Source organism: Candidatus Palauibacter sp., from assembly GCF_965197445.1.
GTDB lineage: Bacteria > Gemmatimonadota > Gemmatimonadetes > Palauibacterales > Palauibacteraceae > Palauibacter.
In genome coordinates, this window is the sequence record NZ_CBDANE010000004.1 from 578,273 (window position 1) to 594,497 (window position 16,225).

A 16,225-nucleotide genomic window follows, 5' to 3' on the forward strand; every position below is an offset into this window, starting at 1 on the left:
TCTCCCGGCCCGCCCATGGATCGATCAATTCAAGAACTCCCAGCGAAGGCCGAACATGTTGACCTGGTTCGGGAACAGGGCCCCCTGGAAATCGCTCACGTCAGCCGCGCCCAGATTGCCGAAGCGCCAGAAGAACCGAAAGTCACCTATCTTGAACATGAGGCGCCCGCCCATCCAGCTGTCGGCCTCCAGCATCACCGGTTCCGCCGACCCCGGCGCGGGGACGAGACGGGCGCCCCGACGATCGACGAAGACGGATACCCAAACCCTGAGGTTCTCAGAGAACGCCGTCTGGTAAAGATAGAGTTCCGTACGGAAGAGCCGGTCGGGGAGGAAGAGCGATGCCGCGCCGTTGGACGTGAACTTCCGCCAGGACGCGCGCAGGCGGATCGGCTCCATCCCCCCGATCAGGAGCCCAACAGGCACGACCGGCCCGTCGAAGCGGACCTCCAGCGACGTGACGTCCACCTCGCCCGAGTCGGGGACGACCATCCGGTCGAAGGGCGCGCCGAAGCCGAGCTGTCTGTCGAGCTGCTGACGCGAGTAGCGTCCCGAGACATCGAAAGGTCCGATCGTGAACGCGGCGGAAGCCCCGCGAGCGCTGAAGCCGACGCTGTCCGCCGCCACGAGTTCCAGCGTCTCGAGACTGTCCGCCATGGGATGCTCGGGGAAGCCGACCCCCCGAGTGCCCCCGGCCGCGAACGCCCGCAGGGCGATCGGAAACAGCAACGTGTCCTGGAAAGCCAGCCCGCCGCGCCACGACTTGGTCGGGAACTCATTCCAGCTCGCGAGTTCGGCGCCGGCCTCGATCGCGAACGGTCCGATCGGCTGCCAGGCAGCCAGGTCCGCGACGCGCGAGGCATACGCATCCCGGCCGGCGAAGCGGAGGCCGAGCGAGACCGCCCCCGCACCGGGCCGGGCCGAGAAGCGCAACCCGACGCCATCGGCACCGCGCTGCGGCGCGGGAATGCTGTCGGGAAGCCCCTCGACCACCTCCTTGAAGCTGCTCGTGTGCCCGTAGGCCTCGAGCTGCGCTCGTTCCCCCAGGTTTGCGCGCGTCCGCATGATGAATTCCCTCCGGCCCACCTCCATCGTGTCGATGGCGGAGCGGTCGATGCTCTCGGTCCGGTACTCGAACTGCACCCCGAAATCGTTCGAGCGCGGCATCCACGAGAGGCGTGCCTGCGCCCCGAAGCGGTCGTTGTCGATCTGTTCCCCGTCCCGGCGTTCGTTGATGTCGTGGCGTTCGAACGACGCTTCGACGTTGAACGCGCCGCCCAGCCGGTTTGCGAATACGGCGTCGAGGATATCGGTCCGGGGGTCCCCGGTCCCGCCGCCGATTCTGGAGTAGGCCTGAACCCCGTCGTGCCGGATGAAATCCACGTCGATCACGAGGCCATCGGCGCCCCGATAGACCCGCACCCGGTCCACATAGTTGAGCGACACGCGCCGGAGGTCGGCCTGCGCCCGCTCGAGTGAGGGGACTTCGCGGCCATCCACATAGAGAGTCACGAACCCCGGGCCGAGAACACCGTCGAACGCGTGGTGCGGGCCCGCGTAATAGCCGCCGCGGATGCCCGTCATCCCGGGAACGTGTTCGAGCAGAAGTTCGATGAGGGAGAACGCCGCCGCGGCGTGGATACACTCCCGGTCGCAGTCGAAGATCTCGTGCCCGGGGCCGCGCAGCGCCGTCAGCCGCCCCGGAAACTCCTGCGCGCGCGGCGGCGTGGTGTCGGCAAACACCTCGCGCACAGAGTCGGGCAAGACCTCCAGGCTGTCCGGGGGCGGTGGATCCTGACCATACGCCGGGAGGGCCGCTCCAACCGAGAGGAGCAGCGCGACACAGGCACCGGCGAAGGGCTTCGTCACCCGCGCTCGCCGGCGCGCAGCCACTCGTGCACGAGCCGTACGCCGACCCCGGTCGCACCCTTCGGCTGCCAGCCGTGCGCCTCCTTCGCCCAGGCGGTGCCGGCGATGTCGAGGTGCGCCCACCGCACGTCGTCCGCCACGAAGTCGCGCAGAAACCAGCCCGCCGTGATCGTCCCGGCCGCCCGTCCACCTGTGTTCTTGATCTCGGCGATGTCCGAGTCCAGCTGGGCCCGATATTCCCTCCACAGCGGAAGGGGCCAGGTCCGCTCGCCGGTCACCTCGCCGGCGGCGGAGAGCTCTTCGGCGAGGCCATCGCTGGCCGTCAGCACGGCCACCGCGTGGTGTCCGAGCGCGATGACACAGGCGCCCGTGAGCGTCGCCATGTCGACGACCGCTTTCGGGGCCAGCCGCTGCGCGTAGGTGAGCGCATCGGAGAGGATGAGGCGGCCCTCGGCGTCGGTATTGATGATCTCGATCGATTTCCCCGACAGGCCTCGTACCACGTCTCCCGGCTTCAGCGCGTTACCCGCCGGCAGGTTCTCAGTCGCCGGCACCAGGCCGACGACGCGCTGCGGGATGTCGAGGCGCGCCGCCGCCGCGAGGATGCCGAGCACCGCGGCCGCCCCCGCCATGTCGTACTTCATGTCCTCCATGCCCGAGGCCGGCTTGAGCGAGATGCCGCCGGCGTCGAAGGTCACGCCCTTGCCGACGACCACGACCGGATCGCCGCCCTCTCCCGCGTGTTCCATCTCGATGAAGCAGGGCTCTTCGACCGATCCGCGCGCCACGGCAAGCAGCGCGCCGAACCCCTCCTCTTCCAGCCGGTCCCGACCGCGCACCTCGGTGCGGAAGCCATGCTCGCGACCGAGCCGCTCCGCCGCCGCAGCCAGATGAGCGGGCGTCGCCATGTTACCCGGCAACGTCACCAGTTCGCGCGTCACGTTCTGGGCCTCAGCGAGGACGGATCCACGCCGCACGGCCGCCCTGATCCCGGACGAAGTCGAGCCGGCGGCGTAGAGCACGCGCGTGTCGGGCGCCGCGCGCCGCCCGGTCGCGTCGCGCAGTCCTTCGTAGCGCCAGTCCCCCAGCATCAGGCCCTCGGCGGCCGCCTGCCAGGTGTCCTCGTCCGCTCCGTCGGGCACCCGGACGCCGACCGATTTCAGTCCCCGCTGCCGCGCCGCACGCACGCCGGCTCCGGCCGCCCTCCTGCACGACTCGGCCGCCGGCCGCTCTCCGGCCTGGAGGCGGACGATGAACACATCCGGCGTTTCCGCCGCTCCGAGCCGTACCCAGGCCGAGCCCTCACCCCGAGTCCCGCTGTCCTCCAGCCAACGCCCGGCTGCCTCCTCCCACCACTCTCCGGCGGGAGGCGAATCATCGAACCAGGGAATGACGAGCGCGTCGACAGCTCTCCCGACCGGAATGCCCGACCGTATCTCCACTAAGCCCATCCTTGTTTCAACGAAAGAAGCGGGTCCGGCAGCCCCTGAAGGCCTGCGGCCCGCTTCGCTATTCGAACTGGCCGTCCCGGGTTACCTCTCAACCCCGTCGGCTGTGGCTCTCAGCGATCCCCGATCGCCACCCATCGCAGGTCCACCTCCCCCACATACTCCGCTCGCGGCCGGATGAGCCGGTTGTCCGCGTGCTGCTCCATCACGTGGGCCGTCCAGCCGCCCATGCGCCCCATCGCGAACAGGGGGGTATAGAGGTCGATGGGGATCCCCAGCGCGTAGTACACCGTGGCGCAGTAGAAGTCCACGTTCGGGTTGATCCCCTTCTGTGAGATCATCTGGTCCTCGAGCTCACGCGACATCTCGTAGAACTTCGCCAGCCCCGCCTGCTGCGTGAGCACTCGGGACATCTCGCGCAGGTGTGTCGCGCGGGGGTCCTCCGTCTTGTAGACGCGGTGCCCGAACCCCATGATCTTGCGCTTCTCGGCGAAGGCCCGCTCCAGCCACGGGCCGACGTTCTCCAACTCGCCGATCTCGAGCAGCGTGTGCATCGCCTTGGCGTTCGCGCCTCCGTGCAACGAACCCTTCAGTGCTCCAACGCCGCCGGTCACCGCCGAGTGCATATCCCCCAGAGTGGCGGCGATCACGCGGCACGCGAAGGTCGACGCGTTGAATCCATGGTCGAGGTAGAGCAGGAGCGTACGGTCGAGAGCATCCACCGCCTCCGAGGTACCGGGCTCCCCGTTCGCCATCCTGACGAAATCGGCGGACAGCGAGAGCGAGGGGTCGGGCGAGAGCGGCTCCAGGCCCTGCCGGATGCGGTGGATCGCCGCGATGAGGGTGGGCGTCCGCGCCACGAGCCGGACTGCCTTGCGCTCGTTCGCTTCAGCCGAGTTGTCCTCGGCGTCGGGATCGTACAGCCCCTCGATTGAGATCCCGGTCCGCAGGGCCGCCATGGGCACGGTGTCCCGCGGGAGACTCATCAGAGCCTCGAGGGTCCGCGGATCCAGCCCTCGCCGGGCGGCCAGCTTCGCCTCGAACGCGTCGAGTTCCGACCGAGTCGGCAGCCGTCCTGTCCAGAGCAGGAAGACGCCCTCGGGAAACGAGGCGTTCGGTGCGAGTTCGTGGATGTTGTAGCCTCGGTAAACGAGGACGCCTTCGAGTCCGTCGATGAAGCTGAGTGAGGTTCGAGAGGCGACGACGCCTTCGAGTCCTTTCCCGGCGGCGGCGGTCATTGTGTCACGGGCCTTTCAGCGCAGGGGTTTGCCGCGGGCGGCTAGCGGATGGCAGGATCGAGCTTCGCTTTCTTGAAGTGCTTCTTGAGTTCGTCAAGGCTGAGCTGTTCGAACGAGCCCTGGGGCAGCCGGAGCCGCCTTTGAGTCTCGTATGGATCGGAGAAACAGACGAAGACGACCGCCTCGAAATTGTCCGGCGGCGCCTTCTCGTTCGGGTCCGGCCAGAACACCTCGCGGGAGGCGAGCCACGCTTTCCACCGGCGCCCATCGTCATCCTGGAAGGTCTTTGTCATATCCACCTCCGGAAGCTCGGAACGCTCCGGACCCAAGAGGGTGACGGGGAGTTCACGGAGCTTGATACAGTTTCGCTGCAGTCAAAGAAAAGATAGCGTTCGATCACTGGATCGGGAAGCAGCGCGGGCTCCGAAGCGGCCGGCGGCGATGCCGGCCCGGTTTAGCCCGACGGGGGTTCCCTCCCCGGCCGGTCCAGTTCGCGGAGCCGGCACCCGAACGCGAATCCGCCGCCCATGAGAAGACCCACGAGCAGCCCCAGCAGAAGCGTAACGAAGACGTAGTAGAGTGTGATATTCATGCGGGAAGAATGTCGGATTGGAGCGCCGATGTCCAGATCCGGACGCTGGCGGCTACCGGCCCCGTGCGCGTTTGAGTCGCGCCAGGACGCGGCGCTGGAAGGCAAGCCGGTCCATCACGCGGTCCACGATCTTCTGGGCCGTCTCGCGCGAGCGTCCGTTCGCGGCAAGATCCTGATACGCGATCGGCCGGCCCACGTAGATCGAGAGCCGCTTCCCGATGCGGGGGCACCGAGCGCCGATCGGCAGAATGCGGTCCATGCCTTCGATGGTGACGGGGATCACCCGGGGGTTTGTCTGAAGGATGACCATCCCGGTCCCGGGGCGCCCGCGCCCGATCGTCCCGTCACGGGACCGGGTCCCCTCCGGAAAGAGGATCATGGTGCCTGCGCGCAACGTACGTGCGGAGCGATTCAGCGCCTTCAGATCGCGCCGCCCCTGCCGGACGGGAATGCACCTGAACTGGTAGAATACCCAGGCCAGGAACGGGCTTCTGAAGAAGTTCTCCTGTGCGGCCGCGTTCCACGGAACGAGATGGGGCGTCAGGACAGTCTCCGGGTAATACAGGTAATAGGCGATCGGAAAGGAGTCGATCATCGACTGATGGTTCGCGAGGATGAGTGTGTTCGGGGTGCGGAGAAGCCGCCGCCGCCCGTAGACCTGCGTCCGGTTGAGAAGACCGAACACAAGGAACACCCAGGGCGGCGCGAGGAGATTCGTGATGATCCACCGGGTGAAGGGTGTGAGCAGCCGGGTGAGGGCGCCCGGGCCGTTCTCCGCAGGCGGTGCACCCGCCCGCATCGTGTTCTCGCGATCGATCATCGGCTCAGACTAGGTTTCCACCAAGTTGACGGGAAGGCCATGCGATCAACGATGTTGCCGATCAACTCGAATCGGAGTCAGCGCGCATGCGTGTGATGGATCTCGCGATCATCGGAGCGGGGCCGGTCGGCCTCGAGGCGGCGGCGCGGGCCGCGAGGGCCGGGCTTGCCGCCGTGGTGTTCGACGCGGCGGGAGTCTCGGCGCACGTCGACGCCTGGGGGTGGCTGCGGCTCTTCTCGCCGTTCGAGCTGAACGCGGGGCCCGAGGGCGCGGAGGTGCTCCGCGGCCAGCGGGTTCAGCTGCCCGCGGGCGAGGAGATCCTGACCGGGGCGGAGTTTCGGACGCGGTATCTGCTGCCGCTGGCCGCGGCCCTGCGGTCGCGCATCGAGGTCCGCGAGGGGGCGGGCGTCCGCGATGTCGCCCGGGCCGACTGGCTGAAGGGCGAGGCGCTCGGATCCGCCGCCCGGGCCGACCAGCCTTTCCGGCTGCTCGTGGAGGAGCACGGCGCCGAGACCGAGACGTTCGCGCGGGCCGTCTTCGACTGCTCGGGAACGTACGGGCAACCCAACTGGGCCGGCCCGGGCGGCACCCCCGCGCGCGGCGAACGCGGAGCGCGCCGGGCGATCGAATACCACGTGCCGGACCCGCTCGGCGCCCAGCGGGACCTCTACGCGGCGAAGCGCACGCTGCTCCTCGGAAGCGGCCACTCCGCAGCCACGACGGCGATCGCACTGGCGGCCCTGGCCCGAGCGGTCCCGCGGACCCGCTTCACCTGGGCGAGCCGCGGCACCTTCGACGTCCCGCTGCGGCGGATCGAACACGACCCGCTTCCCGAGCGCTCGGCACTCACGCGCCGCGCCAACACCGTCGCCGCCGAGCCGCCACCCGGTTGCGAGTGGCTCTCCGGAGCCAGGCTCCTCGCCGTCACGCGAGCGGACCCGGGAGGGTTCGAGGTCGAACTGGAGACGGCCGGGAGCGTGCGGCGCGACCGCTTCGACCGGATTGTGGCCAACGTCGGGTACGAACCCGACGACCGACTGTACCGGCAGCTCCAGGTTCACACCTGCTACGCGTCGCTCGGGCCGATGGGAATCGCCGCGGCCCTTCTCGGAGAACAGGGAGACGGGCCGGCCGACTGCCTCATCGACCAGGACGCCCTCGGGACCGAGACCCTTCAGAGTCCCGAACCCTCTTTCTTCATCCTCGGCGCCAAGAGCTTCGGAAAGAACGCCGCATTTCTCATGCGGACCGGATATGAGCAGGTTGCCGGAGCCTTCTCGCTGCTGGGCCGGCACGCCGCGGCCGCACGCTCCGACTCCGGCGGCTGACCCCCGGCTCGCTCACATCCGCTTATACGCCGGCCCGCTGCCGCCTTCGCGCGGAGCCCAGCGGGGCCCGAGGACATCGGTCGCCTTGCAGTCGATGCAGTTCGGCGCGTTCACGACCAGCCGGTCGCCGTCCCGTTCGTAGACCCCCGCCGGACAGAGGCTTGCGTACAGGTCCGCCATCTCCGGAGACACATCATCGCCGACGGTGAGGTGTGAGGGGATGTCATCCCGCGTCGCGTTGCCCGACCGGAACACGGCGTCGACCTTGGCAACGGAACGCTCCCCCCCGTACGCCGCCTCGAGCCCCAGCGTTGTTGCGCGGGGCTCGGCGGCGTCAGGCCGGCTCGCGATCCGCGTCCCCGGGAACGTCCCTCCCGTCGCCTGCATGATCCCCGCCTTGATGCCCCCGGCAAGGAACCCGGACTTGAAGGCGAGCCTCTGGTTCCGGTTCCGGTACAGCGGGTCCCGCACGAGACTCTCCCTCAGCGCCGCGTCGTAGGAGGAGAGCCGGGCTCCCGACACATCCCCCGCCGGCAGGGCGCGGCCGATCGCCTCGGCCGCGAGGATGCCGGACCGCATCGCATAGTGAATCCCCTTCAGGGAGGCCACATCGACCAGGCCCGCGGCGTCTCCGGTGATCAGCAGCCCGTCGCCACTCAGCCGGTCCGGGATCGCGTAGTACCCGCCCTCCGGAATCGTCTTCGCGCCCCACTCCACCAGCTCGCCGCCCGCGAGGATCTCACCCACGAGAGGATGCTGCTTGAACTGCTGCAGCAAGGCATGCACGTCGAGGTCGACGTAGGGCGCGTCGAGACCCACGACGAGTCCGAGGGCCACCAGCTCCTCGCCCATTGGATAGATGAAGCTGCCGCCGAAGGCGTCCCGCGGGAGGGGCCATCCGAGGGTGTGTGTGACGGCACGGAGCGGGTTCGGGACCTCCCACAGCTCCTTGACTCCGAGCGCGAAGATCTGCGGGTTGGATCCGCCCACGCCTTCCCGTTCCATCCACGCCTGACTCAGCGGGCCGCGCGTCCCTTCGGCGAGGACGGTGACCCGGGCCGACAGGTCGGTGGCCGGCATGAAGCCGCCGCCAGGCGTCCCATCGCGGTCGAGGCCCGCGGGCGTCGTCCGCACCCCCATCACCTGCCCGTCGCGTGCGAGGAGCGCGTCGGCGGGGAACCCCGTGAACACGTTCACGCCCAACTCCTCCGCCCGGGCGCCCAGCCAACGCACGATCTCGCAGATCGACGCAACGTAGTGGCCGTGGTTCCGCATCGTGGGCGGCGTGGGCAACCGGACCTTGCCGCGCTCGGTCAGGAGCAGCACGCGGTCGCCCGGGACGGGCCCCCGAAACGGGAACTCCGCCTCGTCGACGTTCGGGAGGAGGGCCCGGAAGGCCTCCGGGTTCACGACCGCTCCGGAGAGGCAATGCTCCCCGAGTTCGCCCGACTTCTCGAGCACCCCGATCTCGAGGTCCGCGAGCGGCCCGCCCTCGGCCCGGTCACGCGCCGCCAGCTGAGCGAGTCGGATCGCCCCCGCCAGACCCGCGGGCCCGCCCCCCACGAAGAGGACATCGAGCGGCACCGCCTCCTCGTCGGGTTCCGCATCGATCATGAAACGCCCCTGCGGCAACGGCGGCTGTTCAGACGCCGGGATCAACGGTTCCACGGGAGAAGCCGGCTAGTTCTCGCTGACGATCCGGGCGCGCTCGATGTAGTCCAGGTTCGGGAAGTCCTCATCGAGGTAGAGGTTGCCCTCCTCCTGGATACGGCCCTGGCTCGGGCCGTATCCACCCGGCGCCCCTTCGCCGTAGCCGGCGTAGAGGGCGTCGACCACCTCCATCCCCTCGATCACCTCGCCGATCGCCGAGAACCCCATTTCATTCAGTCGCGAGTTGTCGCCGAAGTTGATGAAGAGCTGCGTGCTCCGTGAATCCGGCATGCCGGTCTTCGCGAAACTCACCCGGCCCCGCGTGTTCCCCATGACCACGGGATCGTCGGAGATGTTCGCGTCCCGCCACGCGCTCTGGATCTGCGGGTCGCCGTTGATGCCGAACTGCGCCATGAAGCCCTCGATGACGCGGAAGAAACGCACGTCATCGAAGAATCCGTTCTGAACCAGATTGTAGAAGCGGTCCACTCCGTTCGGGGACCACGCGCGGTGCGACTCGACGACGAACGTTCCCTTTGAAGTCTCGAAACGAGTCTGGAAAATCTCCGGAGCCATCATGTTCACCTCGGCTGAACTCGGGTCCCGAAGGAATTCGCTCGCGCCTCCACCATCTCCGCAACCTGCCCCCGCCAGCAGACACCCGAGGAGCAGCCACATCGCTCCGGAACGACGCGACCGTGCCATCTCGACCCCCATCAGCTCTCGTGTTCTCGTGTGCCCGGTCGGGCCACCGCACCGGGCCGTCAGATACCGCGTGCCACGATGTAACGATATGCGACCGGAATGGCCACGAGCACGAACAGCGTACTCGAGATCAGCCCACCGATGGTGGCGAGCGCGAGCGCGTTCCAGATGTTCTGATCCTGGGAGGGGGCGAACAGTACGAGCGGCAGCAGTCCGAACACCGTGGTCAGCGATGTCATGAGGATGGGGCGGACGCGCTCCAGCGTTCCCTGGATGATCGCGTCCCGCGCCGGCATCCGTTCCCTGAGAGCCCCGATGTGATAGACCACGAGGATGGCGTTGTTCACAACGATCCCGCCCATCATGATCGTGCCGATGAACGCCGTGCGCGTGAAGGTGGCGTCGGTATAGAAGAAGATGAGGAAGACCCCGATGAGGGCGAAGGGTAGCGAGAACAGCACCACGAACGGCGCCGCGAGCGACTCGAACAGTCCGGCGGTCACCATGTAGATGAGGAGAATGGAGAAGAGGAGGACGACCCACATCTGGGTGGTCTCCTCCGTCGTCCACCGGCCGTAGCTCCTTTCTTCGATACGGTAGCCGGGCGGGAGTTCCATCGCATCGACGACGGCGTCGCGGACCACATCGCCGAGCTTTCTCGGTCCCCGGAACTCCCACGCCACGCTGCGCTCGTACTGCTGGTCCTCCCGCCGGATGTTCGCCAAGACCTGCCGCCGTCCCACCGACGCCACGCTCGCCAGCCGGACTTCCTCGCGGGCGGAGATCGGCACGCGAAGGTCACTCAGGTCGTAAAAGTCGAAGTCCCGATATCCGTCGACCTTGACCGCGAACCCCACCTCTTCCCCACCGACGCGAATGAAGCCCCGCTGCGGACGACCCTGGACATTCGAAGCCACGAAATTCAGCAACTGGGAGACCGGAATATCGTAGGAGGACAGGGCTTCCCGGTCCGGTTCCACGTAATACTCGAACTCCTTGTCCCGAGTGTACCACGAGCCGCTCGCGTTCGGGTCCACGTCGCGGATTCTGGAGAAGCGCTCCAGTCGTGACGCGATTTCCTCGGCGATCTCCTGCACCGTCAGATAACTGTACCCCAATATTTTGAGGCTATAGTTCGGCGGACTCGACCCGCCGCCGTAGAAGCTGGGGCCGAATCCCTGCACCCGGACCTCCACGCCCGAAAAACCATAGCTGTAGGCCACCATCTGGTCCTTGATGGCCACCGGCACGGCGGTGAGCTCGAGCTCGTCGGGGAACTCCGCCCGGATCATCGCATAGTTGGGCCGGACCTGCGTCTCGTATCGTTCGACCTCGTCCAGCGTCGCGAGTTTCGCCTCGAAGGACCGGGCGAGTTCTTCGGTACGCTCCAGTCCCGCGCCCCGAGGGAATTCGATGAAGATCCGGATAAATGTGTCGTCCCCGCCGAATCCCCCCCAATAGCTCCCCTTGCTTACGTGCGTGTCAAAGAGAACCCAGCTCCCGCCGAGACTGCCGAGGCAGACCAGCGCTACGAGAAACGGGTGCCGAAGCCCGAACCCGAGCCACGCCCGGTAGCCGCGGATGTAGAAGGGCTCGTGGCGCGGGGCCGATGCGGAGGCGCCATCCGGCGTTGCCGTCGCCGGGGCGACCACGGTCCCGCTGGCGTCCTGCATGCGCGCGACCCGGGCGGCAAGCGACGGCACGAAGGTGAAGGCTACGAACAGGCTGGCGATAATCGAGAAGCCGACAGCGAATGAGAGCGGCAGGTAGTAGACGCGCAGCTCTCCCTGCAGGAAGAGGAAAGGCAGGAGCACGATCGCGGTCGTCATCGTCGCCGCGACCACGGGGAGGAGCACCTGGCGCGCCCCGCGGCTCGCGGCCCGGGCTGGATCCGCCCCCGCACGACGATGCCGCTCTACGTTCTCGAGCACGACGATGCCGTTGTCGACGACGAGGCCGAACCCCCACGCCAGTCCCGCCAGGGAGAGCAGGTTGAGCGAGAAGCCGCCGAGGTAGAGGAAGTTCACGGCGATCAGCACGCTGAACCCGATCGTCGCGAACACGACGAGCACGGCCCCGAGTGACCGCAGGAAGAGCATCAGCACGGCGAAGATCACAATCGCGGCCGCGATGGCCCGGAGCCGCAGATCCGTCATCCGCTCACGGATGTTCTTGCTCTGATCGTATTGAAGTTCCATGAAGGCGCCGGCGGGCAGGGTCGCGGCCCGCTCTGTCATCGCGACCTTCACGCGGTCCGCGACGCGGATCGCGTTCGTGCCCGCCTGCCGGTAGACGCTGACCGATATCGTAGGCCGGCCATTGATCCGCCAGAAGGATCTCGGGTCTTCGGTCTGGTCTCGAACCTCCCCCAGATCTCCGACGCGGACCGGGCCATCGGGTCGCGTGAGGACGACCATCTCCTCGATGTCGGACACATCGAGGGCCCGCGTGCGTACCGCGATGGCGAGTTGACGGCCATCCAGTTCGACCGACCCGGGGGCCCTCGGGGCCGATGCTTCGCTGATGGTCCGACGCACCTGGTCGGGCCGCATGCCCAGCGCCTCGAGTTTCCCGCGGTCGAGCTCGACTGCGATCTCGCGCCGCTCCCCGCCCCGTACCTGCACCGCCGAAACGCCGGGCAGCCCCTGGATGGCGGTCTGGATCTCCTCCTCGGCGATCTCCCCCAATCGCGCGAAGGTGTAGGGCCCGGTCAACGAATAGCTGAGCAATTCCTGTGTTTCTTCGGCGAATTCCTGCGGTACGTAGGGAGAAACGGTCGGCACCACCCCTTCCGGCAGCTCGTCCCGGATCGAATTGATCCGCTCGCCGAGGTCGAGTCGGGCGAACTCCATGCGGGTCTCGCGTTCGAACTCGATGTCGATCGTGGCAACAGATCCCGCCCCCCGCGCGTCAGCCTGGGACGTCGACACAACGCTTTCCACCCCGCCGACCTGCTGAATCACGGTCTCGAGCGGCGCGGTCACGAAGGCCTCGAGCGCTTCGGGCGAGGCCCCGCTCCAGTCAGCTCGAACGGTCAGCCTCGGGAACTCGACATCCGGCATGTCCTCCACCGGGATGAGCCGGAAGCTCCACACGCCGAGCGCGAACAGCGCCACGTAGATCGCGGCCGTCGCAACGGGCCGGCGGATCGCGAGGTCGATCATGGCTCGATCACGGCTCGATGCTCCCTCGCGCCATGCCCGGCGCGGTGGGTCCGGCGGATCCACCGAGCCCATATCCCGGTGCCGGTTCGATCGGGGTCGGAGCTCGCCCCGTCGGCCGGGGCTCCGGCTCGACCGACACCGACGGTTGAACCATGAGCGAGTAGACGACCGGGACCACGATCAGCGTGAGGAAGGTCGCGGAGATGAGCCCACCGATCACCACGACGGCCAGCGGGGCGCGGAGGTCGGCTCCGGCGCCGAGTCCCGCCGCCAGCGGGAGAAGGCCGACGACCGTCGTGACCGTGGTCATCACGATGGGCCGGAGCCGGAGGCGACCCGCCTGAAGGATCGCCGCGCGCTTCGGCAGCCCCGATCTGCGCCGCTGGTTGATGAAGTCCACCTTCACAATCGCGTCGTTGACTACGATTCCGATCAGAATCACGAGTCCGATCCCACTCATGGCGTTCAGTCCGCCGCCCGTGATCCACAGTGCGGCCACGGCGCCGATGGCGGCCAGAGGTACCGCCGTCAGGACGACGAGCGGCTGGACCACTGATTCGAACTGGGCCGCCATGATGAGGAACACGAGAGCGAGGGCCAGCCCGAACGCGAACGTGAGGGAACGGAAGCTGTTCTGCATCTCCTCGTTCTCCCCCCCCACACGCACGGTCGTGAGTGAGGGTCGCGGAATGTCGGCGATCTCGGCCTGAACGTCGCGGACGGCCGCACGCAGTCCACCGTCGGCCACGTCCGCGAGTACCTGGATGGTGCGGTTCTGGTCTTCCCGCCGAATCTCGACCGGGCCGAATCCCTGCCGGACCGTGACGAGTTCACCGATCGGTACCCCGTCAAGCCGCAGCGCGAGGACATTCGCAAGTTCACGTCGGGCCGTTTCCGGAATCGCGACGCGGATGTCGACTTTGTCCGCGAACACCGAGTACGCGTTGGCCGTTTCCGAGCCACGCAGATAGCCCTCGATCGCATCCGCGACGGCCGTCACGGTGAGCTGGTGCCGCGCCGACACTTCCCGGTTGATCTCGATGACCAGTTCCGGCTGAGTACGCTGGAAGTCGAGCCGGACATCCGCGAGTTGCGCGACGCCCTCGAGCCTCGTCTCGATCGCTTCCGCCACGGGCACGAGATCTTCGAGTTCGCCGCCCTGCACCTTGACCGCGAGATCGGCCGAGCCGATCGCCAACGCCCGCCCCAGGGAGGTGGCGCGCCCGGTCTCGATCGACACGAAGGCCGGGTCGAAGCCGCTCTCCGCAAGCCGAACCCGCAGGTCCGCGATCACCGCCCGGGTCGGCCGACCCGATCCGGCGAGCTGGACATCCACGGCAGCGTTGTTGAGGCCGGTCAGATCGCGGGCGGCGAGTTCGCTTCCCCGGCTGCGGCCCACCCGGGTGAAGATCCCCGAGACACCCTCCATCTCGAGGAGAAGCCGCTCCACGTCACCGGCCGCCTCGTCCGTCGTGCGGATCGGCGTTCCCTGCGGAAGGTTGATCTCTACCCAGAACTGGCGCTCGTCCACCCGAGGCATGAGCCCCCGGGGCAGTTCGCCTCCCAGTACGATCGCGCCGGCCAGCGCGACCGCGGCGATGCCGAGCACCTCCAGCCGATGACTCAGGGCCCACTCGAGGGTGCGCTCGTAGCGTTCGGCGAAGCGCAGGAACCAGCGCTCGAAGGCACGCAGGAAGGGGCCGAACAGCCCTCCCAGAATCTTTCCGCCACCCCTCGTGACGTCGGCGCCGGTGAGCTGAACCGAGTGGGCCACGTACGCGGTCCCCCGCCCGATTCCGCGCACGCACGCGACCATGCCGTTGCGCACCCCGCCGGCCCACCGGCGCACGAGTCCCGGGCGCGGCCCTTCCGGCGCCTGGGGTCGCTCCGGAGCCGACATCTCGCCTTCCGAGCGCGCCTCGCCGCCACCTCGCCGGCGTGCCACCTGGGCCGCCAGCACAGGCAGCAGGGTCAGGGCCACGAGCAGCGACGCGAGCAAAGAGAACGTCACGGCCAGCGAGAGGTCGCCGAACAGGGCCCCGGCCACCCCTTCGACGTAGAGCACCGGGCCGAACACGGCGATCGTGGTGAGCGTCGAGGCCGTAATGGCCGCCGCCACCTCCCGCGCCCCACGCGCCGCGGACTCGTTCGGCGTCCCCCCCGACTCCTCCCGGTGCCGGAAGATGTTCTCCAGCACGACGATCGAGTTGTCGACCAGGAGGCCGACGCCGAGCGCGAGCCCTCCGAGCGACATGATGTTCAGGCTCACATCGAACGCGTAGCAGAGCGCGAACGCCGCCATGACCGAGATCGGGATGGCCAGTCCGATCGCGAGCGGGTACTTCGGGTCGCGCAGGAACAGGAAGAGGACGAGGAAGGCGAGCACACCTCCGAACAGGAGGGCGGAAACCACGTTCGAGATCGCGTTGCGAATGAAGGCCGCCTGGCTGGAGGCGACTTCGATCGAAATCCCGTCGAACTCTTCGCGCAACTGATCCAGCGTCTCCCGCACGTGGTCCGCGACGCGGACCGTGTTCGTTCCCGCCTCCTTGAACACCTGCAGTCCGATCGCAGATTCTCCGTTGTACCTGGCGATCGTCTCGAGGTCGGCAATCGTATCGATCACCGTCGCGACGTCGCCGAGGAGCACCGGACGTCCTCCCCTGGTCGCGGAGCGCGCGATCACGACGTCCAGAAGCTCGTCCACCCGCTGGAACTGCCCCAGGGTTCGGAGGCTGTACTCGAACCGCCCCCGCTGGATCGTCCCGCCGGGGGCGTTGTAGTTCGCCTGGTCGAGCGCCGCCGAGATCTCGTCGAGCGACACCTCGTGCACGTCCAGGTATGCGGGATCGACGACGACGCGCAGTTCGCGCTCCGGCCCGCCTGTGAGCCCGGCCAGTGACACGCCGTCGAGCTGTTCGAGTCGACGCTTGAAGACCACCTCGGAGAGGTCGCGCAGGTTGCGCAGGTCCGCCCCGCTGACCGCGAGCGTCATGATCGGATCGCTGGTCGGGTCCGATCTCAAGATCGTGGGCCGGTCCGCCCCGTCGGGGAGGTTCTCCGCCAGGTTGTCCAGCCGCTCGCGGGTGTGGAGGGTCGCGAACTCCATGTCCGTGCCCCAGGCGAACTCGACCTGCACGAGCGACTGTCCCTCCCGCGACCGCGAGGAGAGACCGCGCGCCCCCGGGATCGAATAAAGCCGCTGCTCGATGGGTTCCGTTACCCAGCGTTCGACCTCGGCGGGGCCCGCATCGGAATACGTCGTCCACACGGACAGCGTCGGGAAGGCGACATCGGGCAGAAGGTCGATCGGGAGACGGAGGAAGGACACGACGCCGAGCACCCCGATGCCCACATAGAGCATCGCGGTGGCCACGGGCCGCCGGAGCGACAGATCCGGGAGCGCCATCT

The 16,225-nt window shown here is 68.0% G+C and carries 11 protein-coding genes; 1 reads left to right on the forward strand and 10 read right to left on the reverse strand.

Annotation, left to right across the window (positions count from 1 at the left end; all coding sequences use genetic code 11):
* Positions 1-24 precede the first annotated feature (24 nt).
* The 6 genes from ACN9M6_RS06465 to ACN9M6_RS06490 form a co-directional block, all read right to left on the reverse strand.
* A complete protein-coding gene (locus ACN9M6_RS06465) occupies positions 25-1,869 on the reverse strand; it encodes a TonB-dependent receptor plug domain-containing protein (RefSeq protein WP_419162091.1) in 1,845 nt (614 codons plus the stop codon).
* Entirely contained in the window at positions 1,866-3,311 is a 1,446-nt protein-coding gene (locus ACN9M6_RS06470; RefSeq protein ID WP_419162092.1) for a leucyl aminopeptidase, read from the reverse strand. Before ACN9M6_RS06470 ends, ACN9M6_RS06465 begins: the two co-directional genes overlap by 4 nt.
* A 119-nt stretch (positions 3,312-3,430) precedes the next feature.
* Positions 3,431-4,555 carry a citrate/2-methylcitrate synthase gene (locus tag ACN9M6_RS06475; protein WP_419162093.1) on the reverse strand — a complete coding sequence of 375 codons (1,125 nt, stop codon included), beginning with the start codon at positions 4,553-4,555 and terminating at the stop codon, positions 3,431-3,433.
* Between the two features lie 41 nt (positions 4,556-4,596).
* Positions 4,597-4,848, reverse strand: a complete 252-nt coding sequence (locus ACN9M6_RS06480; protein ID WP_419162094.1) for a hypothetical protein — start codon at positions 4,846-4,848, stop codon at positions 4,597-4,599.
* 161 nt (positions 4,849-5,009) lie between these two features.
* Positions 5,010-5,147 carry a hypothetical protein gene (locus ACN9M6_RS06485; protein ID WP_419162095.1) on the reverse strand — a complete coding sequence of 46 codons (138 nt, stop codon included), beginning with the start codon at positions 5,145-5,147 and terminating at the stop codon, positions 5,010-5,012.
* 52 nt (positions 5,148-5,199) lie between these two features.
* Positions 5,200-5,967 carry a lysophospholipid acyltransferase family protein gene (locus tag ACN9M6_RS06490; protein WP_419162096.1) on the reverse strand — a complete coding sequence of 256 codons (768 nt, stop codon included), beginning with the start codon at positions 5,965-5,967 and terminating at the stop codon, positions 5,200-5,202.
* 86 nt (positions 5,968-6,053) lie between these two features.
* On the opposite strand from ACN9M6_RS06490, the gene ACN9M6_RS06495 reads away from it, so the two are divergent.
* The gene (locus ACN9M6_RS06495; protein ID WP_419162097.1) at positions 6,054-7,295 is read left to right on the forward strand and encodes a hypothetical protein; all 1,242 of its coding nucleotides are present in this window, start codon (positions 6,054-6,056) and stop codon (positions 7,293-7,295) included.
* Positions 7,296-7,307: 12 nt separating this feature from the next.
* On the opposite strand, the gene ACN9M6_RS06500 is transcribed toward ACN9M6_RS06495, so the two are convergent.
* The 4 genes from ACN9M6_RS06500 to ACN9M6_RS06515 all read right to left on the reverse strand — a co-directional run bounded on the left by ACN9M6_RS06500 (position 7,308) and on the right by ACN9M6_RS06515 (position 16,223).
* Complete coding sequence (locus ACN9M6_RS06500) at positions 7,308-8,909, reverse strand: 4Fe-4S dicluster domain-containing protein (RefSeq protein ID WP_419162098.1); 1,602 nt, start codon at positions 8,907-8,909, stop codon at positions 7,308-7,310.
* Positions 8,910-8,975: 66 nt separating this feature from the next.
* The gene (locus ACN9M6_RS06505) at positions 8,976-9,662 is read right to left on the reverse strand and encodes a peptidylprolyl isomerase (RefSeq protein WP_419162099.1); all 687 of its coding nucleotides are present in this window, start codon (positions 9,660-9,662) and stop codon (positions 8,976-8,978) included.
* A 47-nt stretch (positions 9,663-9,709) separates the two neighbouring features.
* Positions 9,710-12,814: an efflux RND transporter permease subunit gene (locus tag ACN9M6_RS06510; protein ID WP_419162100.1), complete on the reverse strand. Its 3,105-nt coding sequence runs from the start codon at positions 12,812-12,814 to the stop codon at positions 9,710-9,712.
* Positions 12,815-12,821: 7 nt separating this feature from the next.
* Complete coding sequence (locus tag ACN9M6_RS06515; protein ID WP_419162101.1) at positions 12,822-16,223, reverse strand: efflux RND transporter permease subunit; 3,402 nt, start codon at positions 16,221-16,223, stop codon at positions 12,822-12,824.
* Positions 16,224-16,225: the final 2 nt, after the last annotated feature.